The 20,864-nt window shown below is 55.1% G+C and carries 22 protein-coding genes and 1 riboswitch; of the genes, 20 read left to right on the top strand and 2 right to left on the bottom strand.

The genetic code is table 11. The features are described 5' to 3' along the window. Window positions 1–39: 39 nt before the first annotated feature. Window positions 40–187, bottom strand: a riboswitch (cyclic di-AMP (ydaO/yuaA leader). A 92-nt stretch (window positions 188–279) separates the two neighbouring features. From MCACP_RS07865 to MCACP_RS07810, 12 genes are all read left to right on the top strand, one after another. Then, entirely contained in the window at window positions 280–2,442 is a 2,163-nt protein-coding gene (locus tag MCACP_RS07865; protein WP_406676239.1) for an amylo-alpha-1,6-glucosidase, read from the top strand. Window positions 2,443–2,526: 84 nt separating this feature from the next. After that, window positions 2,527–3,717, top strand: coding sequence for a glycosyltransferase family 4 protein (locus MCACP_RS07860; protein ID WP_406676238.1), 1,191 nt, complete (start codon window positions 2,527–2,529; stop codon window positions 3,715–3,717). A 118-nt stretch (window positions 3,718–3,835) separates the two neighbouring features. After that, window positions 3,836–5,158: a diaminopimelate decarboxylase gene (gene lysA, locus MCACP_RS07855; protein ID WP_406676237.1), complete on the top strand. Its 1,323-nt coding sequence runs from the start codon at window positions 3,836–3,838 to the stop codon at window positions 5,156–5,158. A 13-nt stretch (window positions 5,159–5,171) separates the two neighbouring features. Next, the gene (locus tag MCACP_RS07850) at window positions 5,172–6,236 is read left to right on the top strand and encodes a CCA tRNA nucleotidyltransferase (protein WP_406676236.1); all 1,065 of its coding nucleotides are present in this window, start codon (window positions 5,172–5,174) and stop codon (window positions 6,234–6,236) included. 16 nt (window positions 6,237–6,252) lie between these two features. Beyond that, window positions 6,253–6,882: a site-2 protease family protein gene (locus MCACP_RS07845; RefSeq protein WP_406676235.1), complete on the top strand. Its 630-nt coding sequence runs from the start codon at window positions 6,253–6,255 to the stop codon at window positions 6,880–6,882. A gap of 20 nt (window positions 6,883–6,902) precedes the next feature. Further along, on the top strand, window positions 6,903–7,880 hold the full coding sequence (trpS, locus tag MCACP_RS07840) for a tryptophan--tRNA ligase (protein WP_406676234.1): 978 nt from the start codon (window positions 6,903–6,905) through the stop codon (window positions 7,878–7,880). A gap of 19 nt (window positions 7,881–7,899) precedes the next feature. Then, window positions 7,900–8,667 (top strand): segregation and condensation protein A, encoded by a 768-nt coding sequence (locus tag MCACP_RS07835; RefSeq protein WP_406676233.1) that lies wholly within the window; start codon window positions 7,900–7,902, stop codon window positions 8,665–8,667. After that, a complete protein-coding gene (gene scpB, locus MCACP_RS07830; protein ID WP_406676232.1) occupies window positions 8,664–9,206 on the top strand; it encodes an SMC-Scp complex subunit ScpB in 543 nt (180 codons plus the stop codon). The genes MCACP_RS07835 and scpB overlap by 4 nt, the downstream gene beginning before the upstream one ends. A gap of 57 nt (window positions 9,207–9,263) precedes the next feature. Further along, the gene (locus tag MCACP_RS07825; RefSeq protein WP_406676231.1) at window positions 9,264–9,971 is read left to right on the top strand and encodes a DUF2953 domain-containing protein; all 708 of its coding nucleotides are present in this window, start codon (window positions 9,264–9,266) and stop codon (window positions 9,969–9,971) included. Further along, window positions 9,953–10,414: a GerW family sporulation protein gene (gene ytfJ / locus MCACP_RS07820; RefSeq protein WP_406676230.1), complete on the top strand. Its 462-nt coding sequence runs from the start codon at window positions 9,953–9,955 to the stop codon at window positions 10,412–10,414. The genes MCACP_RS07825 and ytfJ overlap by 19 nt, the downstream gene beginning before the upstream one ends. A gap of 133 nt (window positions 10,415–10,547) precedes the next feature. Beyond that, window positions 10,548–11,138, top strand: a complete 591-nt coding sequence (locus MCACP_RS07815; RefSeq protein ID WP_406676229.1) for a nucleoside recognition domain-containing protein — start codon at window positions 10,548–10,550, stop codon at window positions 11,136–11,138. A 48-nt stretch (window positions 11,139–11,186) separates the two neighbouring features. After that, complete coding sequence (locus MCACP_RS07810; protein ID WP_172613728.1) at window positions 11,187–11,678, top strand: spore maturation protein; 492 nt, start codon at window positions 11,187–11,189, stop codon at window positions 11,676–11,678. Here the strand turns inward: MCACP_RS07810 and MCACP_RS07805 are convergent. Then, window positions 11,653–12,198 (bottom strand): methylated-DNA--[protein]-cysteine S-methyltransferase, encoded by a 546-nt coding sequence (locus MCACP_RS07805; RefSeq protein ID WP_406676228.1) that lies wholly within the window; start codon window positions 12,196–12,198, stop codon window positions 11,653–11,655. The two genes, MCACP_RS07810 and MCACP_RS07805, sit on opposite strands and share 26 nt — an antisense overlap. Before the next feature lie 22 nt (window positions 12,199–12,220). Next, window positions 12,221–12,817, bottom strand: coding sequence for a phosphatase PAP2 family protein (locus tag MCACP_RS07800; protein WP_406676227.1), 597 nt, complete (start codon window positions 12,815–12,817; stop codon window positions 12,221–12,223). 101 nt (window positions 12,818–12,918) lie between these two features. Between MCACP_RS07800 and MCACP_RS07795 the strand changes: the two genes are divergently transcribed. From MCACP_RS07795 to pabA, 8 genes are all read left to right on the top strand, one after another. Continuing rightward, a complete protein-coding gene (locus tag MCACP_RS07795; protein ID WP_406676226.1) occupies window positions 12,919–13,650 on the top strand; it encodes a pseudouridine synthase in 732 nt (243 codons plus the stop codon). Between the two features lie 48 nt (window positions 13,651–13,698). Continuing rightward, entirely contained in the window at window positions 13,699–14,229 is a 531-nt protein-coding gene (cobO, locus tag MCACP_RS07790) for a cob(I)yrinic acid a,c-diamide adenosyltransferase (RefSeq protein ID WP_406676225.1), read from the top strand. 121 nt (window positions 14,230–14,350) lie between these two features. Continuing rightward, window positions 14,351–15,343, top strand: a complete 993-nt coding sequence (ilvC, locus tag MCACP_RS07785) for a ketol-acid reductoisomerase (RefSeq protein WP_406676224.1) — start codon at window positions 14,351–14,353, stop codon at window positions 15,341–15,343. Between the two features lie 152 nt (window positions 15,344–15,495). Beyond that, on the top strand, window positions 15,496–17,514 hold the full coding sequence (locus tag MCACP_RS07780) for a sodium-translocating pyrophosphatase (RefSeq protein WP_406676223.1): 2,019 nt from the start codon (window positions 15,496–15,498) through the stop codon (window positions 17,512–17,514). Between the two features lie 233 nt (window positions 17,515–17,747). Further along, on the top strand, window positions 17,748–18,158 hold the full coding sequence (locus tag MCACP_RS07775; protein WP_406676222.1) for a HutP family protein: 411 nt from the start codon (window positions 17,748–17,750) through the stop codon (window positions 18,156–18,158). Between the two features lie 54 nt (window positions 18,159–18,212). Next, on the top strand, window positions 18,213–18,620 hold the full coding sequence (aroH, locus tag MCACP_RS07770; RefSeq protein ID WP_406676221.1) for a chorismate mutase: 408 nt from the start codon (window positions 18,213–18,215) through the stop codon (window positions 18,618–18,620). 184 nt (window positions 18,621–18,804) lie between these two features. Next, window positions 18,805–20,289, top strand: coding sequence for an anthranilate synthase component I (gene trpE / locus MCACP_RS07765; protein ID WP_406676220.1), 1,485 nt, complete (start codon window positions 18,805–18,807; stop codon window positions 20,287–20,289). Then, window positions 20,270–20,845: an aminodeoxychorismate/anthranilate synthase component II gene (pabA, locus tag MCACP_RS07760; protein WP_406676219.1), complete on the top strand. Its 576-nt coding sequence runs from the start codon at window positions 20,270–20,272 to the stop codon at window positions 20,843–20,845. Before trpE ends, pabA begins: the two co-directional genes overlap by 20 nt. The last annotated feature ends 19 nt before the right edge of the window (window positions 20,846–20,864 follow it).

The following is a 20,864-nucleotide window of genomic DNA, read 5'->3' as shown; positions in this document are numbered from 1 at the left end:
AATTTAAGCCCCGGGGGCCCGGGGTAAGAAAGTACTTTTATATATCCCCTTCCACGCTTACGAAGTTAGCTGACGGATTCGGGCTGAAGGTTAGCCCTACTTACCGGAATTAACCGGTAAGATTCACCCCGGAAAAAATGGGTCCCCCGCTTACGGCTGTTACACCGCAATTCAGCGTTCCAGGATATACAAATTTATTATATCATACTGGTAACGAAATGCAAATATTACGTTTTTATATTCTGGAAAGATATACCAAAATCCATGGGAGGGTGAGATATGCTGGAAACGTCCCTGGATTTACGCCATAATCCATGTGTGTTGGAACCCCGGACAGAAGTCCTTAAAGAAGGGAATATTTTTCTTATATCCCTGCCGGATGGTTCCATTATTGACCAGGACAACAGCAGTCTGGGCCTGTATTATAATGATACCCGTTATTTAAACTGCCTGGAACTCACCGCCGGCGGGTGGCGGCCTGTTTACCTTTCCTCTTCTGTGCGCGACAGCCATTTTAGCCAGATTGAATTGACCAATCCCGTTTTCCCTTTGGGTGATAGTAGAGTAGTACCGGCCCAGACCATCCACCTCCGCCTTTTGCGGCTGATTAAAGGGGCTCTCTACCAGCGTTTACGCTTAATCAATTTTAATCCTTTCCCCGTCCATTTAAACCTTCATTTTACCATAGGGGCTGATTTCCTGGATGTTTTTGAAGTTCGCGGCAGCCGGCGCCAGCGCCGGGGAGAATTTTTAAAAACGGAAGTTCACCATCAGGGGTTAATCCTCGCCTACCAGGGCCTGGATAACGTGATCCGGACCACGCATATTACCTTCGAACCGGCACCGGCCAGTATTGTAGGCCGGCCGGGCCGGGCGGAAGTTACTTATGACCTTATCCTGCCACCCCAAAAAAAGCTTTACCTGTACTTAAGGATTGAACCCGACGGGCAAAAAATGTTCCCGGCCACGCATATTAGCGACCTTTTTGCCGCGGCCACCATAGAACTGGCCAGTTCTTACCACCAGTGGCAAAAGGAATGTACCCGGATCTGGACGGATAACAATTTTATAAATGATATGTTCCGCACGGCCATCACCGACCTGAAGGCCCTGGAAATTGATTATCCCGGGGAGGGGAAAATTATTGCCGCCGGGATACCGTGGTATACCGCTCCCTTTGGCCGCGATTCCCTCATCACTTCCTGGCAGACCCTCATCTTAAACCCGGATCTAGCCCGCCATACTCTGCGGTTCCTGGCACGCTATCAGGGGAAGCAGGTAGACAAATGGCGGGAAGAAAAGCCGGGAAAAATCCTCCATGAATTGCGGCGGGGCGAGATGACCCGCTGCCAGGAAGTACCCCACAACCCCTATTATGGTTCCATCGATGCCACCCTGTGGTTTATTATCCTCCTTGCTGCCGCCTACAGGTGGACTTTAGATCAGGATCTGTTACAGGAAATGGCCGCTCCTTTAAGGCGCTGCCTGCATTGGTGCGTGCGTTATGGCGATTTGGATGGTGACGGTTACCTGGAATACCAGCGGGAATCGCCGGCAGGCCTGACCAACCAGGGGTGGAAAGATTCCTGGGATGCCGTAGTCGACCGGGAAGGCCGCATCCCCGAAGGACCTGTGGCCCTGGTAGAAGTCCAGGCCTACTACTACCTGGCCCTCCTTGAAGCAGCCCATTTATTTACAGTCCTGGGTGACAAGGGAACGGCGACTGAGCTGAAGGCGCGGGCGAGCAGGTTAAAAATGCGTTTCAACCGGGATTTCTGGCTGGAAGAAGAAGGATACTTAATTTTTGCCCTGGATGGTAAAAAAAGGCCTCTTACCACCCTGGTCTCCAACGGCGGCCACGCCCTCTTCACCGGCATCCTGGAACCAGAGCGGGCCCGGAAAGTGGCCCGGCGCCTGCTGGCGGGGGACTTTTATTCCGGCTGGGGTATTCGTACCATGAGTAAAAAGGAAAAGGCTTATAACCCGATGAGTTACCACAACGGTTCCGTCTGGCCCCATGATAATGCCATTATCGCTGCCGGCCTGCGTCGCTATCAATGCTTTGAAGAGTTATCGCGGCTGGCCAGCGGCCTTTTCGCCGCCAGTTCTTTCTTTAATTACCGGCGCTGGCCGGAGCTTTTTTGCGGTTTTACCCGCCGGGGCCTGAGCGGGCCGGTGCGGTACCCCGTTGCCTGCGACCCCCAGGCCTGGGCGGTAGGCAGCCTCTTTGCCTTCCTCCAGCATCTGCTGGGCATTGAGTTACGGGATAGTACCCTTTATATATCCCGGCCCATATTAATACCCGGCACCAGGAGGGTGGAAATCAAGAATCTGGCTGTGGCCGGCAGCCGCCTGGACCTCGCCTTTGAAGAAAAGGATGGGCGGATCTTTGCCCATGTTTTAAAGAAAGAGGGGGCAATTAAAGTAATCATTGAAGCCTGAAGGATTTGTCCTTTCTTGACTTTCCTTTGAGCTCTATATAAAATTAGACTGTATATTTTATCAATAAAGGGAGGCTGATGTAATATGCGCATTGCCATGTTACACTGGGCATTTCCGCCGATTATCGGGGGAGTGGAATCTCACCTGGCCCTCCTATGCCCTTACCTGGTCCAGCAAGGACACCAGGTAAGCCTCCTGACAGCTACAGCTCCCGGGGCGCCGGAGAGAGAGAGCTGGCGAGGAGTAACCATTAAGCGTTCACCCTTGCTCGATCTGAACTCTTTGACTCCGGAAACCATTGAAGCCAGGGCCGGGGAAATCAAGCATCTGCTGGAAAGCTTTTTGCTGGAATGCAGGCCCGATATCGTTCACGCCCATAACTTCCATTACTTTAGCTTTGTCCATGCTGCCAGTCTCCAGGAAATCTGCCGCCGCCACGGCTGGCCCCTTATCCTCACGGCCCATAATGTCTGGGAAGACGAGCTGTGGACAAAGATGAATACTCTAGCTCAGGGGTGGGACCGGGTTATAGCCGTCAGCCATTACATACGTCAGGAACTGGTGGTGAACGGCTATCCTCCCGGGCGAGTGACGGTAGTTTACCACGGCACCGATACGGCTACCTTCCGGCCGCCTTCCCCGGCGGAGCTCCAGTCTATCTTTGCCACTTATCCGGAATGGCGGGGCCGGCGCCTTATTTTCCATCCGGCCCGCATGAGCCGTGCCAAAGGCTGTGATGTGAGTATTCGCGCCCTTGATCTTGTCCGCCGGGAAATTCCCGACGTTTTACTGATTCTGGCCGGTACTACCAATACCGTCGACTGGGGCCAGAAACAACCGGCGGAAGTAGCCTGGATCCAGGATCTCATCGCCAGTCTGGATCTGGAAAAGAATGTCTTTATCCGCTTCTTCCCCTGGCAGGAAATACCGGCAGTGTATAAAGCGGCCGAGGTTTGTCTGTACCCGTCGTCTTTCCAGGAGCCCTTCGGTCTGGTAATGCTGGAAGCCATGGCTACGGCCAGGCCCATAATTGTCAGCCGGGCCGGAGGGATGCCGGAGATAATCCGTCCCGGGTACAACGGTTTTTTAGTCTCCATGGGTAACTACGAAGAATTGGCCCGCTATACAACCTTCCTGCTTCGCAATCCGGAGGTAGGTACGGCTATGGGCCAGAACGGCCGCCGTCTGGCTGAAGAAAACTTTACTACGGCCGTAATGGCCCGCAACACTCTGACGGTATACAAACAATTGCTGACCCTACCCCAGGCGAGTTAGAGCAATTAAATCCAAGAAATTGCAGGGAACCGGCGACGGTTCCCTTAATTTTTCTAGACATGGCAGGTAGCCTTGGTTAAAATGAGAATATACTGGGTGAAAGGAGTAACCGGTTTTAATGCACCTACATGGTACCATGCAGGTAAATGCTAAAGGTAAACTTACCATCGGCGGTTGCGATGTTGTCGAACTCGCCCGGGAATTCGGCACCCCCCTTTACATTTTTGATGAAGACTGTATCCGCAACAACTGCCGGGAGTTTTACCGGGCCTTTGGCGTGAAGGAAGGCCTGTCCAGGGTTATTTACGCCGGTAAAGCATTTTTGACTACCGCCATGTGCCGGATTATCGCCAGTGAAGGCCTGGGATTGGACGTGGTTTCCGGAGGCGAGCTTTACACCGCCCTGGCGGCCGGCTTTCCCGTAGAAAACATTTATTTCCACGGCAACAATAAAAGCTACGCCGAACTCTGCCAGGCCCTGGAGGCCGGGATAGGGAGGTTCGTAGTCGACAATTTTGCCGAACTGGAGCTTTTAAGCCGCTTGAGTACGGAACGGGGTCAGGTAGCGCGGGTAATTCTAAGGGTGACACCGGGGATTGAAGCCCATACTCATAATTATATCCGTACCGGCCAGATTGATTCCAAGTTTGGCTTTACCCTGCCCAATGGTCAGGCCCTGGAAGCCGCCAGGCGGGTCAAGGATTTACCCGGCCTTGAGTTTAAAGGTTTACACTGCCATATAGGTTCCCAGATTTTTGAGCTGGAACCCTACAGCCAGGCGGCTGCCGTTATGATGGAACTGGCCGCCGCTATTAAAGAAGCGACGGGATTGATTACCTCTGAACTTGATCTGGGAGGCGGTTTTGGCATATATTATACTGCTGAGGACCATCCCCGGCCAATCAGCGCCTATGCCGAAACAATCCTTACCAGGGTCAGGGAGGAAGCCCGTGCCGTAAACCTGCCTCAACCCCTGGTAATCGTTGAGCCGGGCCGCGCCATTATCGGGCCGGCGGGCAGCACTGCCTATACCGTGGGCACCATTAAAGAAATTCCCGGGGTGCGCAAGTATGTGGCCGTTGACGGCGGCATGGCCGATAACATTCGTCCCGCCCTTTATGGCGCTAAGTATGAAGCCATCCTGGCCAATAAAGCCAATCTCCCGGCCACAGAAACAGTTGCCATTACCGGTAAATGCTGCGAGTCCGGCGATATGCTCATCTGGGAAGCAAAGCTTCCCCGCGTGGAAGCCGGCGATATCCTGGTCATATCCTGTACCGGTGCTTATGGCTACACCATGGCCAGCAATTACAACCGCCTGGGCCGGCCGGCCGCCGTCCTGGTCCGCGAAGGAAACGCCGACCTGATTTTAAAACGGGAAGATTACAACGATCTGCTTCGCAATGACGTCGTTCCGGCCCGGCTGGTTTGTACCAGATAATTCCTGACAAACAATGATCTCCTACCAGAAATTTTTCCGGCGCAACCAGCTGCGCATCCTGTTCCAGGCCAGAAAAATAGCCTCCGTTAAAGGCCTGCGAGTTTACCTGGTGGGCGGGACGGTCCGGGACCTGCTCCTGGGTCGGCCCGAGGTCGACCTGGACCTGGCAGTGGAGGGCGACGGCCTTCTCTTTGCCCGGGAACTGGCCCGGCAGTTAGGCGGGCGCGCAGTTTTTCACGAGCGTTTTCTGACGGCTACCGTCTACTGGAGCGGCGAGCGGGTGGACGTAGTCACCGCCCGCCGGGAATATTATCCCCGTCCTGGAGCCCTGCCCGAAGTAGAGCCGGCGACCCTTGAGGCCGATCTGGCCCGGCGGGATTTTAGCGTTAACGCCATGGCTCTGCCCTTAATGAACCGCGAAGCCAAGGAAATCGTGGACCCTTTCGGCGGGCGGGAAGACCTGGACCGGCGCCTCTTGCGGGTGCTGCACCGGAACAGCTTTCGCGATGACCCGACCCGCCTTTTAAGGGGGGTGCGCTTCGCCACCCGCTTGAAATTTAGCCTGGAAGAAGAGACCTGTTCTTTAGCCAGGCAGGCCCTGGCAGCAGGTTACCTGAACCTTATAGAACCGGAACGTTTCTGGCACGAATTTGTCCTTTTACTAAAAGAACGGCGGCCAGTGGCGGCCTGGGAAAGTTTAATCGACCTGGGCTGGCAGGGCTTACCCGGAGCCGGATTGCCCGATGTGGCCGCCGGCCGGCGGGCGGAAAAACTCCTCTGCCAGTGGAAGTGGCGGGGACAGCGACCCCTGGATGCCGGCCTGGTTTATTTTTTAATCGCCACGGCAAAATTAAAGGCAACAGAACTGGATGAGGTCCTGGATAGTTTGAATTTTGGCCGCAAAAAGCGCAGCAAGATTTATGCCGCCAGGGCTTTGTTACCGGAACTGGCTCCCTGCCTGGTGCGAGGTTTCCTGCCCGAATACATGGCGGCAGGCCCCCGCATGGCCCCGGAAGCCATGATTTTTATCCTGGCCATGGCTGGGTGGAGCCAGTTACCGGCCCGGGTATCGCCCTGATGGAAAGGAGACGGCCATGCACCTGCAAAGTTTACCGCAGCTAATCTTTGGCATCCCGGCCATTTTAATTGCCCTGACCTTTCATGAGTATGCCCACGGCAAGATGGCTTACATCCTGGGCGACCCGACGGCCAGAAACCAGGGAAGGTTAACCTTGAACCCCCTGGCCCACCTGGACATCCTGGGAACCCTGCTCCTTGTCGTGGCCGGTTTTGGCTGGGCTAAACCGGTGCAAATCAACCCCTATTACTTCCAAATGGACCGGCGCAAGGGGATGATGCTGGTGGGCCTGGCCGGGCCCGCCATGAACCTGGTACTGGCCTATCTGGCGGCAGTTGTCCTGCAGGTCTTTCTCAGGTTTGATATAGGGGGCTACTGGCTGGCTACTTTTTTAAACCTCCTGGTTGGTTACAACGTGGTCCTGGCTGTGTTTAATCTTATCCCGGTACCGCCCCTGGACGGTTCCCGCATCCTGGCCGGCATTTTACCGCCGGAAGGGGCGGCGGCTGTTTACTCTCTAGAAAGCTACGGCACCTTGCTTTTACTGCTCCTCATTGCTACCGGCATTATCGGCCGCATCATGAGTCCCCTGGTGACCTTGGTGCTCAACTTGATTATTACGGCCAGCGGCCTGGCATTTATATAAGTAGAGGAGTGTTTCATAAAATGCGTATTTTGAGCGGCATGCGCCCCACGGGGCGGCTGCATATCGGCCACCTCAGTGTGCTGGAAAATTGGGTGCGCCTGCAGGAAGAAAACGAGTGCTTTTACTTTATTTCCGACTGGCACGCCCTGACTACAGGTTATGACAATACCGCAGAGCTGCAGGAGAATGTCCGCGCCATGCTCCTTGACTGGTTGGGCGCCGGATTAGACCCCGAGCGCAGCACCATCTTCGTCCAGTCCCATGTCAAGGAACATGCCGAGCTCCATCTGCTCTTTTCCATGTTCACCCCCTTGTCCTGGCTGGAACGCGTCCCCACCTACAAGGACCAGATCCAGCAGCTGGGTAAAGAGGGTAAGGACGTGTCGACCTATGGTTTTTTGGGCTATCCCCTCCTGATGGCCGCTGATATCCTTATCTACCTGGCCGACGGCGTCCCGGTGGGCGAGGACCAGTTGCCCCATCTGGAGTTCTGCCGGGAAGTGGCGCGCCGGTTTAATTACCTGTATAAAACTTCCCTTTTCCCCGAGCCCCAGGCCCTCCTGGCTAAAGTGGCCATGTTACCCGGCATCGACGGCCGCAAAATGAGTAAAAGCTATCACAATGACATTCCCATGTCGGCTGCACCGGAAGAGGTGTGGGAAAGGGTCCGGCTTATGGTCACCGACCCGGCCAGGATTCACAAAACCGATCCCGGGCACCCGGAAGTATGCCTGGTCCACCGCTACCACGAGATTTACAATGGTGAAGAAGTTGAAGAGACGCGTGTCAGCTGCCGGGGCGGCCGCATTGGCTGTGTCCCCTGCAAAAAACGCCTGGCGGAAAAAATAAACGCCTTCCTGGAACCGGTCCGGGAGCGCCGGGCCCGTTGGGCGGCGCGGCCGGAGCTGGTTGATGAGATCCTGGCAGCCGGAGCCGCAAAAGCCAGGGCCACGGCGGGCCGGACTATGGCCATGGTCCGGGAGGCCATGGGAGTGTAACTTAAATGGGGTGGGGCGCATGATCGGCAATATTCGGCTGGATATATTTCAGGGCCCCCTCGATCTCCTCCTCACCCTGATTGAACGCCAGGAAATTGATATCCAGGCCATACCTGTTGCCGAGGTGACGGCCCAGTACCTGGAATACCTCCATGAAGTAGAGGAGCTAGACCTGGACTGGGCCAGTGAATTTTTAGTCCTGGGCGCCGAACTGTTAGCCCTCAAGGCCAGGCTGCTCCTGCAACGCCCCCTTAAGGGCGGGTCGGGAGAGGAAGAAAAGGGAGAGGGCGAGGACCCCGCCGGGCTCCTGGCCGAGCGACTCCTGGCCTACCGCCGCTACCGGGAGGCAGCTGCCCATCTCGCTGAACTGGCCGCGCAAGGTGCCCTCGTCTTTGGCCGTCCCCTGGACCAGGAAGCCGTCGCCCGGGCCCTGGCTGGTGTTAACCCCCTGGCCGGGGTAACGCCCGTGGACCTGGCCCGCGCCCTGGTTAGGGTGCTGGCAAGACAGCCTGTCACCCCCAAGGTGGAAACCCGTACCATTACCCGCCCGGCCCTAACCCTGGTGGGGCAAATCCGCACCATCTTGCGGCGCCTCAAACGGGAGGCGGACCTTACCCTGGCCACCCTTTTAAGTCCCCGGCCCACGCGCCTGGAAGTGGCGCTAACCTTCCTGGCCCTGCTGGAACTGGCGCGCCGGGGACGGGTAAGCCTTGTCCAGGAAGAAGCCTTTGGTACCATTAAGGTAAGACGGCTGTCGCCCGGTGAGACCGCTGCTGCAGGGGGGTGATCCCTTTGCCGTTGTTTTTTAGCGAAGATAAAAGGGCAGCCCTGGAGTGCCTCCTCTTTGTAGCCGGGGGGCCGGTACCGGTCAGTACCCTGGCCGCCTGCCTGGGGCTGAGTAGCGATGATGTAATTGAGCTGGCTTCAGAATTGAAAGCACTCTATGATGAAGAGGGGCGGGGCCTGCAGATCCGGGAGGTAGCCGGCGGCTACCAGATGTGCACCCGGCCCCAGTTTGCTAATTATGTTGAGGCCTTCCTGCAACCCGAGTTGCCCGCCCTGTCCATGGCCGCCCTGGAAACCCTGGCCATTATTGCCTACCGCCAGCCCGTTACCCGGGCGGAAATAGAATATATCCGCGGGGTGAAGGTGGATGGAGTTTTAAATACCCTCTTAAGCCGTGGCCTTGTCCAGGAAGCAGGGCGTAAAGACGCCCCCGGCCGGCCCATCCTTTATGCTACCACTCCCCGCTTTCTGGAATTTTTGGGTTTAAAAGATTTATCCGAGCTGCCGCCCCTGGATGAAGCGGCGGCCGGGCAGGAATAGTATATAAGGCGCCTCCGGTGGAAAAATAGGGGCAAACTGGCAGCCGGGGGTGGTGAAGTGTTGTGGGCGTGGACGGCGGGGATAGTTGCGGGTTTCCTTTTATTACTCCTGGTACCGGTGCAGCTGGAGGTAACTTACCGGCAAATAGCTGGAGAAGTACAACTTGAGCTGAAACTCAATTTACCGGGAAACTGGGGCCGGTGGGAAGTGGCATTCCCCTCCTTCGTTGACTGGTGGCCGGGGCAAAGTGACCGACGCCTGGAAACCATCTTGCCGGGAAAACGGGTAGAAGCAGTATTACCCGGGGAAGTTGCCCGGCGTCCTGCCAGGGGCAAAAGGTGGCGTGTCGGCCGTATAGCCCGCTTCATCGCCGCCGGGCCGTTAGGGTACTGGCTACATAAATTAAGTATTTTAAAGGGGATCTGGCGGCATTTTTTCGCCCGGGTGACCTGCCGGCATTGGCGTTTATTTTTAACCCTGGGGACGGGTGATCCGGCAACTACGGCTTTTGTTTACGGTACCAGCTGGACCATCCTGGCCTGGATGTACCAGAACCTGCGGCGGCGTGCCCGCATGGATTTCCACGCGCCCGAATGGCAGGTAACACCTCTCTTCGATACCCCGGGCTGGCAGGCCGATTTTAACTGCATATTAACCCTTAAGTTAGGTCATATTATAAGTGCCGGAGTACAATCTCTATGGCTGTTGCTGCGGATAGTCTGGCAGATGAGGAGGGGCAGGAGCAGTTGCCCGAACATCCCATAGAGGCTTTAATGAAGACCGCCATGGAAAGCATCAAGGATATGGTAGATGTTAATACCGTTGTCGGCGATCCTATAGAAACGCCGGACGGCCATGTGATCGTCCCCGTATCCCGGGTTTCGGCCGGTTTTGTTGCCGGCGGCACTGAATATGAACCCGGCCAGGAAGACGGCGGTGGAAGCGGTAAATCCTTACCCTTTGGCGGCGGTAGCGGTGCCGGTGTTTCCGTCCAGCCGGTGGGCTTCCTGGTGGTAGGAAAGGAGCAAATCCGGCTGCTGCCGGTTGACGGTAATGCTGTTGTGGACCGGATTATCGATGTCGCCCCCCAGGTTCTGGAGAGGCTCCAGGAACTTCTGGGTAAAGGGAAGAAGGAAAAGGGTAACGGTAATAATTCTACCGCTCCTGCACGAACAAAAATGGTTTTACGTCCCCAGGAAGAGGAATGAAATAATCACTGACGATGGCCCGGGTTCTCAAACACCGGGTTTTTAATTTGTTTCCAGTCCGTCAGGCTCCGTTCTAGAAAATGCCCTCCCTTCATAAAAGTTATCAGAAAGGCAAATTATGGAGGGGATGGCAATGGTTAATATCATCTGGTTATTAATGCTTTTAGCAGGCATCATCGTGGCCGGCATTACCGGCCACATTGAAGTAGTCACCGAAGCTTCCCTGGAGGCGGCCCAGACGGCCGTAACTCTGGCCCTGGAACTGATAGGGCTCATGGCCATGTGGCTCGGGCTTTTAAAGATTGCCGAGGAAGCCGGTCTGGTAACCTTGCTGGCGCGGCTTTTACGCCCCTTTACCTGTTACCTCTTTCCGGAAATACCCCGGGATCACCCGGCCATTGGTTCGATCATTATGAATTTAAGCGCTAATATCCTGGGCCTGGGCAATGCCGCCACCCCCTTTGGCCTCAAGGCTATGCAGGAATTACAGACTTTAAACACCCGCCCTGAAGAAGCCACCCCGGCCATGTGTACTTTTTTGGGATTAAATACCGGCTGCCTGACCCTTATTCCGGCGACCATTATTGGCATCCGGGCGGCAGCCAGCTCCACCGACCCGACCATCATCGTCGGACCTACTATTTTAGCAACCGGGTTCAGCATGATCACGGCCGTGGTTGCCGATCGTTTCTTGCGCCGTTTTTATAACGGGCGCCGGGGGTGATGGACCGTGACTGAACTCATACTTGAGGTTTCGCGCTGGGCGATTCCCATGGTTCTTTTTTTTATCCCCCTGTATGGGTACCTGCGGGGCGTACCGGTTTATGAAACCTTTGTTGCCGGGGCCGAAGACGGATTCAAGGTAGCAGTAAAGATTATTCCTTTCCTGGTGGGCATGCTGGTGGCTATCGGGGTTTTCCGGGCTTCCGGGGCCATGGACCTCTTGGCGCGGCTACTGAACCCTGTCCTTCAACTGATTGGCGTGCCGGGAGAAATTTTACCTCTGGCCATCATGCGGCCCCTTTCCGGCGGTGGAGCTCTGGGAATAGCAGCCGAGCTAATCGGCAACTACGGCCCGGATTCCTTTATCGGCCGCCTGGCTTCGGTGATGCAGGGCAGTACCGATACTACCTTTTATGTCCTGACAGTTTATTTTGGTTCGGTGGGGGTGCGGCGCTATCGCTACGCCCTGGCCCTGGGGCTCCTGGCCGATATTTCCAGCCTTATAGCCGCCATCGTTATCTGCCGGTTGATGTTTGGTTAGTTTTTAAATTCCTCTCCTCGAAATTCAACAGCCACTCTTTGGTTGCCAGCCCCCCGCCAAAACCGACCAGCCGGCCGTCCTTACCTATGACCCGGTGACAGGGTATAATAATACCGACTGGATTACGGCCGATGGCCTGTCCAACGGCCCGGACCGCTTCGGGCCTGCCGATGACCCGGGCAATATGACTGTAACTGCAGGTGGTACCATAGGGGATCTTTTGCAGGGCTGACCAGACGGCCAGCTGGAAGGGCGTACCGCGGAGGTCCAGGCGCAGGGAAAAGGAAAAGCGCCGCCCGTCAAAGTACTCGTCCAGCTGCCGCATAACCTCCCGGCAGGAGCTGCCGTTTTCCTCCACGGTGATAGTTGCGCCGGGGAATTTTTGGGCCAGGTAGCTGGGGATCGCCCCAGGTTCCTCGCCGGGGAAGGACAGGCGGCAGAGGCCCGCTACGCCTGTTACTATCGTCAGGTTACCGATAGGAGAGGGATAATGGGTAATGGTAAACAATTCTTTCGGCATGATGGCGTTACCTCCCCGCGTTCTAGCCTTCTTTCCACCAGGCCAGGAAGAGGGACAGGATACTCATACCGGCGGCATAACCGGCCAGGACATCGGTGGGGTAGTGCACACCCAGGTAAAGGCGGCTAAAACCCAATAAAAGCAAAAAAATAACGGTAACCGGAACCACACGGCCGCGGCAGCGAGGCGGGCATTTTTTTAACAACCACAGGGCCAGGAGACCAAAGAAGACGGTTCCCATCATGGCGTGACCGCTGGGAAAACTGAAGCCTGGTACCGGTTCCAGGGGCCCGAGGCTGGGCCTGGCACGGTGAAAAATATATTTAAGCCATTCCATAATACCCCAGGTAACATTCATGGTAATTATTACGGCCCCAAATCCCTGCCAGCGACGCCAGGTATAATAGGCAAGACTCAAAGCAGCCGTAGCAGGATAAAAGAAAGCCGGGGTGCCGAAGAAAGTAATAAACCTGAAGAAATGGGTAGCCGCAGGCGTTCGCCAGGCCATTATACCTGCCAGGACCAAGAGATCGAGATTGGCCACATGGGGTATGGCAGCGGCCAACAGGAAAAAGATAAAAATCATAGCAATGGCAAGCAGGATAAGACGGTGACGCATGATTGTCTCAATGTAAGGGTAGTCTTTATAAAAAATTAGTATAGCATTATTGTCTTTATAAGGTAAATTATGATAACATAATAACGTTAACGGAGGTTTTTATGCGTTTACAAAAATACCTGGCCCAAACGGGGGTGGCTTCCCGCCGTCATGCCGAGGAGATGATCCGGGCCGGCCGGGTAAAGGTTAATGGTAAAATTGTCACTGCTATGGGAGTCCACATAGTACCGGGCCAGGACGAAGTAACTGTCGATGGCCGGCCTGTTACCGGTCCGGAAGAAAAAGTCTATGTATTATTATATAAGCCTCCCGGTTATGTAACAACAGTCTCCGACCCCCAGGGACGGCCTAAAGTAGTTGACCTTGTTAAGGACATACCTGCACGATTATATCCAGTCGGCCGCCTGGATTATGCCACGGAAGGCCTTTTATTGCTTACCAATGATGGGGAGTTGACCTTAAGGCTCACCCACCCGCGCTATCGTATACCTAAAACTTATCTGGCCCTGGTAAAAGGAGTTCCGGATGCTAAAACTATGACTCGTTTGCGCCGGGGTGTCAAGCTGGAAGATGGCCTTACCGCCCCGGCGTGTGTACAAATGCGCCGGATTAAGGGGGACCATGCCCTGCTGGAATTAACCCTGCGTGAAGGGCGCAAGCGAGAAGTAAGGCGCATGCTGGCTACGGTAGGTCACCCGGTAGTCTGGCTGAAACGCATTAAATTTGCCTTTCTCACCCTGGGAGATTTAAAACCGGGAGAATACCGCCGCCTTACCCCTGCTGAAGTAGCCAGGCTGTATCGCCTGGTGGGTTTAGATTTTCCTCCTCGTTGAAAAGATGGTGTGGTAAAATAAGGTGAAAGAGAAAGGAGGGGGGAAAATTTGGCAGGTTTGGAACAGGGGCTGGTGCAGGTTTATACCGGCGAGGCTAAAGGCAAGAGTACGGCCGCCTTCGGCCTGGCCTTACGGGCTTGCGGGCACGGTCTAAAAGTATTGATTGTCCAGTTTATGAAAACGCCTGATTACGGCGAACATAGGGCCTTGCAGCGGCTGGCGCCGGAGGTGGAGGTAAAAACCTTCGGCCGTAAAGGTTTCATCCACCGGGGCGGCGCCAGGCCGGAAGATTATGAGCAGGCCCGGGCGGCCTTATCCTTTGCCCGGGAAGCCATGCTCGGCGGCAGGGTGGACATCCTCATCCTGGATGAGATCAACAACGCCCTTTATTTTGGCCTGTTAACAGAAGAAGAAGTCCTGGCTTTCCTGGCGGAGCGGCCACCGCAGGTGGAAGTAATCCTCACCGGCCGCAACGCCCCGGCTGGAATTATTGAGGTTGCTGACCTGGTAACGGAAATGCGCCAGGTAAAGCACCCCTATGAAAAGGGGATAAAGGCCAGGAAAGGGATAGAATACTAGGTACGCAAAACGTTGAATTTTACTTCCCAGGCAGGAATTTCCGCATGGGGTGCGAATATGTAAGTTTAATATATTCTACAGGAGGTGAATTCCTGGCCGGCTTTTTAGGGCCAGGAGGAAAGTGGCCGTTGTATATTATGAGCAGGATGCCGACCTGGGCGTCCTTAAAGGCAAAAAAATCGCCGTTATGGGCTATGGCAGCCAGGGACATGCCCAGGCACAGAACTTAAAGGACAGTGGCCTGGATGTAATTGTGGGCCTGCGACCTGACAGCAAATCCCGGACGGCAGCTGAGGCTGCGGGATTAAAGGTCGCGACGGTGGCTGAAGCTGCGGCTGCAGCCGATATTATCCAGATTTTGCTGCCGGACGAGACCCAGGCCAGGGTCTATCGGGAAGAGATCGCCCCGCACCTTACGGCAGGCAAGGTACTTATGTTCTCCCACGGTTTTAATATTCACTTCAACCAGATTGTCCCTCCTCCGGATGTCGACGTCATCATGGTTGCTCCCAAAGGCCCCGGTCACCTGGTACGCCGCATGTATGTTGAGGGTCAGGGAGTACCGGCTCTACTAGCCATTCACCAGGATGCCAGCGGCAGGGCCAAAGAAATCGGCCTGGCTTATGCTAAAGGCATAGGTGCGGCCCGGGCCGGCGTAATTGAAACTACTTTCAAAGAGGAAACCGAAACTGACCTGTTTGGTGAACAGGCCGTCCTCTGCGGCGGGGCCACCGCCCTGGTCAAGGCCGGCTTCGAGATCCTGGTGGAGGCAGGCTACCAGCCGGAAATCGCTTACTTTGAATGCCTGAACGAACTGAAGCTTATTGTCGACCTCATGTATGAGGGCGGTATCAAGTACATGCGCTATTCTATCAGCGACACCGCTGAGTACGGCGATGTCACCCGGGGTCCCAGGATTATTGACGACCATGTCCGGGCCAACATGAAGGCCATCCTTAAAGAGATTCAGGACGGCGTCTTCGCCCGGGAGTGGATCCTGGAAAATCAGGCCGGCAGGCCGAGCTTTACTGCTTTAAGGAAAAAAGAACGGGAGCACCTCATCGAACAGGTCGGCGATACATTACGGGAAATGATGCCCTGGTTGAAAAAGTAAAGCAGGCGGGAACCATACGGGGTGAAGGAAGCCCCGGGAATTTCCCGGGGCTTTAATCTATTAGTTTGTCCTGGTTAGAGGAGTGGCTGAGGTATTATATTGGTAATAATAAAAGGAGTTAAAGTATAATTTTTCGAAGGGGAGGAAGTTTTGTGGAACTCCTGGCACCTATAGCAGGGATACTGGCGCTTGTGTTCGCCTTTTACCTCACCAACAAAATTAACAGGGCCGATCCCGGGAACGCGCGCATGCAGGAAATCGCGGCAGCCATCCATGAAGGGGCCATGGCTTTTTTAATGCGGGAATACCGCACCCTGATCTTTTTTGTTCTGGGTATGGCGGCTCTAATCGTAATTACCGGCCTTCTTACCCAGGGTGCTGAAAGCATGCAGCCGGTAACGGCCGTTGCCTATGTAGCTGGAACCCTGTGCTCTATTGGGGCCGGCTATATTGGTATGCAGGTGGCTACCAGGGCCAACGTCCGGACGGCCAATGCCGCCCGTCACAGTTCCAACGCTGCCTTGGAAATAGCCTTTTCCGGCGGCTCAGTTATGGGTATGGCTGTAGTTGGTCTCGGCCTTTTAGGCCTCGGTATTGTTAATCTCATTTTTAAAAATCCCAGTATTGTCAATGGCTTTGCCCTGGGAGCCAGCTCCATCGCCCTTTTTGCCCGAGTGGGCGGCGGTATTTATACCAAGGCGGCCGATGTGGGCGCCGACCTGGTGGGTAAAGTGGAAGCCGGTATACCCGAAGATGACCCCCGCAATCCAGCGGTGATTGCTGATAACGTTGGCGATAATGTCGGTGACGTCGCCGGTATGGGAGCCGATCTTTTTGAATCATACGTTGGCTCCATTATCTCCGGTATTGCCCTGGCGGCAACTTTAAATATTCCCAATGGTACCCTTGTACCCCTGATGATTGCCGCTGCCGGCATTGTATCCTCCATTATCGGTGCTTTCTTTGTCCGGACCAGCGAGGGAGCCAATGCCCAGAAGGCTTTGAATACCGGCACCATGGTAGCGAGTATCCTGGCGATTATAGGTACATTCCTGGCTACCCGCCTGTTACCTTCGCAATTTGTTGTCGGTTCTACGACCTATACATCCACGGGGGTATTTATAGCGACCATTGCCGGTCTTATCGCCGGAGTTCTCATTGGACGCATTACCGAATATTATACTTCCGGCGATTATGAGCCGGTGAAAGAAATTGCCGAAGCTTCCCAGACCGGTACCGCCACCAACATTATTGCGGGCTTAAGTACCGGTATGTTGAGTACCGTTCTACCCATCCTGGTAATTATCATTGCTATCCTTGCTGCCTATCATTTTGCCGGCCTTTACGGTATCGCCCTGGCGGCAGTCGGGATGCTGTCAACGACCGGAACCACGGTAGCCGTGGACGCCTATGGGCCAATTGCTGACAATGCCGGCGGTATTGCCGAAATGGCAGAGCTGGATCCTAAAGTACGCAAGATTACCGATGCCCTGGATTCGGTTGGCAATACTACTGCAGCTATTGGTAAAGGTTTTGCCATTGGCTCGGCAGCTTTAACTGCCCTGGCCCTGTTTTCCGCCTATACGGCTGCTGCCAGGATTACAGCTATTGACCTGACTGACCCCAAAGTAGTTAGCGGCCTCTTTATCGGCGGGATGCTGCCTTTCCTCTTTGCGGCTTTGACCATGAAAGCGGTGGGGCGGGCTGCCTTCCATATGATTGAAGAAGTGCGCCGGCAGTTCAAATCCATCCCGGGTTTAATGGAAGGTAAAGCCCGGCCCGATTACGCCCGCTGTGTAGCCATCAGCACCGGAGCAGCTTTGAAAGAAATGATTATTCCCGGCCTCTTGGCCGTAGTGGTTCCCCTGGCGGTGGGGCTGATCCCCGGCCTGGGTAAAGAAGCCCTGGGGGGCCTTCTCGCCGGAGCAACGGTGACGGGCTTTTTGCTGGCCGTAATGATGGCCAACGCCGGCGGCGCCTGGGATAACGCCAAGAAGTATATTGAAGGTGGGAATTTCGGCGGTAAAGGCTCACCGGCCCATGCAGCAGCTGTCAATGGTGATACCGTCGGTGATCCTTTCAAGGATACTTCAGGTCCTGCCATGAACATTTTAATTAAGCTCATGACCATTGTGGCGCTCGTATTTGCACCTTTGTTTATGCAACTATAAGAAACATGCGCTTTATAACAAAAGCCCTTAACCCTATTGTATGGGTTAAGGGTATTTTTGTGTTGCAAATACTTGGCTGCAGCCGACAAATAAGCATAGTTTTGGGCCGGCAAAGTCTGATATCTCTAACCATGCTGGCAGGAAGAAAGCATGCCTCCACCAGATACATCTCCTTGCAGGGTTCGCCTGGATGTAATATAATCGGTACATGGGAAAAACAGGTGGTGTAATAAATGGAGTTTGGCAGTAAAATGGTAGCAGCGGCGGCCATCAGGATGGCCCTTAGTGAAAACCGTGAAGAAGAAGCCCGTTTGAAGAAAGAGTATGCTGCCAGCGGCATACGAGCGGTGGCAGTAGATTACGGCGGCGAATTTATCAATTCCATGCAAAAAATTGTGGAGCGGGCCGTAGTGGCCGCCAAAAGGGAAGGAGTCATCAAAGAGACCCACCCCGAGGAAGGGGCCGTTGCCGGAGCAACCCGGGAAGCCCTCTCCCAGATCATGCCCAAGGCCCTGGGTTTAAATGTAGGTGGTAAAATTGGCATCGCCCGCTGGCATGATCACCTTAGTGTGGCCATTTTCTTTGGCATCGGCTTGCTGCACCTGGACGAAGTAGGTATCGGTCTGGGTCACCGGGCCGTATGAGGGGCAGGATGGCAGGCATCTGGTAAAAAAATTGCAGGATGGTAGGGGAGAATTATGGAAGAAAAAATTCAGGGTTTACCCGGAGGCGGAGGTAAACAGGGTTCCGGGGGAACAAAAGTACGGGGCTTACGCGGGGCCGTTGACGTGCCGGAGAATACGGCTGCTGCCATTCTTACGGCTACGGAAGGTTTGCTCCGCGAAATATTGGCCCGGAACAGGCTGGCCGTAGAAGACATTATCAGCGCCATTTTTACGGTGACGCCGGATCTCAACGCCGCCTTCCCGGCCGAGGCTGCCCGGCGCCTGGGCTGGCAGGAAGTAGCCTTGATGTGTGCTACCGAAATACCGGTACCGGGGAGCCTGCCGGGGGTTGTCCGCGTTTTAATCCATGCTTACAGCGACCGGGAACCGGTCCATGTGTATTTGGGCCGGGCAGCACAATTACGCCCCGATTTAGGTTAATAGCGAAAAGAAAACTATTGACAGCTATTTACTATCCATGATATGCTGTTAGCAACAAAGGAATATAGCTGAGTTGAGCGGAGTGGAGTTGGAGATGAGCCTGGAGTAGAGTGAAGGAGAGTATATTAGACCAGGGCTCACTTGAGCGCTGGTTTTTATTTTGTCTAAAGGGGAGGAGAGACCGGTGATCCAGCCTGACCGGCAAACCTACCTGGAGCTGGCCCAAAAGGCCCCTTATGTTCCCGTCTGGGCCGAGGTCCTGGCCGATACCGAAACTCCCATATCCCTGTACTTAAGATTGGCGAACAAACCTGACAGCTTTTTGCTGGAAAGTGTTGAGGGCGGGGAGAGGCTTGGCCGCTACTCCTTGATCGGCTTTGATCCCTTGCTGACTTTTAAAATCCGGGCGGGGAAAGCTTATTTAACTACCAGGGGACAAACTGAGCTCCTCCCCGAAAAACCGGTGGCGGCTTTACGCCGGTTAATGGCGCAATTATCCCTACCGCCGGTTGCTGGGCCTCGTTTCTGCGGGGGATTGGTAGGCTACCTGGGTTACGACCTGGTCCGGGAAATAGAGAGCTTACCCGGCCACGCCGTGGACGACCTGCAACTGCCGGATACTTATCTAACCCTCCACCGGGTATTTCTCATCTATGACCACGTCCTGCGGACAGTACGGGTGGCCTGCCTGGGCCGGGGCGGGGCAGAGGCGGCAGCAGGTTATGAAGATGCCGTAGCCGGGGTCCGGCGCCTTTTGCAGGCTTTTGATAGGCCGGTAAAAACGTTCCGGCAGGACAGTAACCTTCCCTTTACTGCCGGACCGTGGCAGGCCAATGTAACCCGGCGGGAATTTATCCAGGGAGTAGAAAAAGCCAAAGAATATATCGCTGCCGGGGATATCTTCCAGGTCGTCCTCTCCCAGCGCTTGAACCTGCCCTTTGCCGGCGATACCCTGGCAGTTTACCGGCGCCTGCGTGCCCTTAATCCTTCTCCCTATATGTTTTACCTGAACTTGCCGGAAGTAAAACTGGTGGGGGCCTCCCCGGAAATGCTGGTTAGGGTAGAAGGTGGAAAGATTGACTACAGTCCCATTGCCGGCACCCGGCCGCGGGGCCGGACGTCCAAGGAGGATCAGGAGTTAACGCGGGAGCTCCTGGCCAGTGAAAAGGAGCGGGCCGAGCATCTAATGCTCCTGGACCTGGGGCGCAATGACATCGGCCGGGTGGCAGCTCCCGGAAGTATCCAGGTACCCCGGCAGATGGTAGTTGAATATTATTCCCACGTCATGCACCTGGTATCCAGTATTACCGCCCGCCTGGCGCCGGGCAAGGACGCCCTGGACGCTTTACTCGCCTGTTTCCCGGCGGGTACGGTAACCGGGGCCCCGAAGGTGCGGGCTATGGAGATCATTGCCGAACTGGAGCCGACGGCGCGGGGACCTTATGCTGGTGCCGTGGGGTATCTCGGCCTCCACGGCAACCTTGATACCTGCATCGCCATCCGGACCATCACTTTTACCCGGGGGCAGGCCTTTGTCCAGGCCGGTGCCGGCATAGTTGCCGATTCCGACCCGGAGGGTGAATATGAAGAAACCTTGAATAAAGCCCGGGCTTTGCTGCAGGTTTTGAATACCAGGGAGGAAAAAATCTATGCTGCTAATGATCGATAACTACGACTCCTTTACCTATAACCTGGTTCAGTATTTCTTGGAACTGGGTCAAGAGGTGGTGGTCCGGCGTAATGACGCCATTACCCTGGAAGAAATTGCTGCCCTGCAGCCTGATTACCTGGTCCTTTCTCCCGGTCCCTGCACCCCCAATGAAGCTGGTATCTCACTGGCGGCCGTAACCGCCTTTGCCGGGAAAATCCCCATCCTGGGGGTTTGCCTGGGGCACCAGAGCATAGCCCAGGCTTTCGGCGGCCGGGTGGTACGGGCCGGGAGGCTGATGCACGGCAAGACCTCAAGTATTACCCACGACGGTAAGACTATTTATCGCAACCTGCCCAATCCTTTCACTGCCACCCGTTATCATTCCCTGATAGTTGAAGAAGAGACCCTGCCGGACTGCCTGGAAATCACGGCGCGCAGCGAGACCGGTGAATTGATGGGCTTGCGCCACCGCCACTTACCAGTGGAAGGAGTCCAGTTTCATCCCGAATCCATCCTGACAATGGTGGGCAAGGAATTACTGAAAAATTTTTTAGAAGCTTACAAAGCCAGCTAAACTATCCTTTACGAGGGGA

This window comes from Neomoorella carbonis (genome assembly GCF_045278715.1).
Taxonomy (GTDB): Bacteria; Bacillota; DSM-521; order Neomoorellales; family Neomoorellaceae; genus Neomoorella; species Neomoorella carbonis.
Note: the sequence above shows the minus strand (reverse complement) of the source record. Positions and strands in the feature narration are given on the sequence as shown.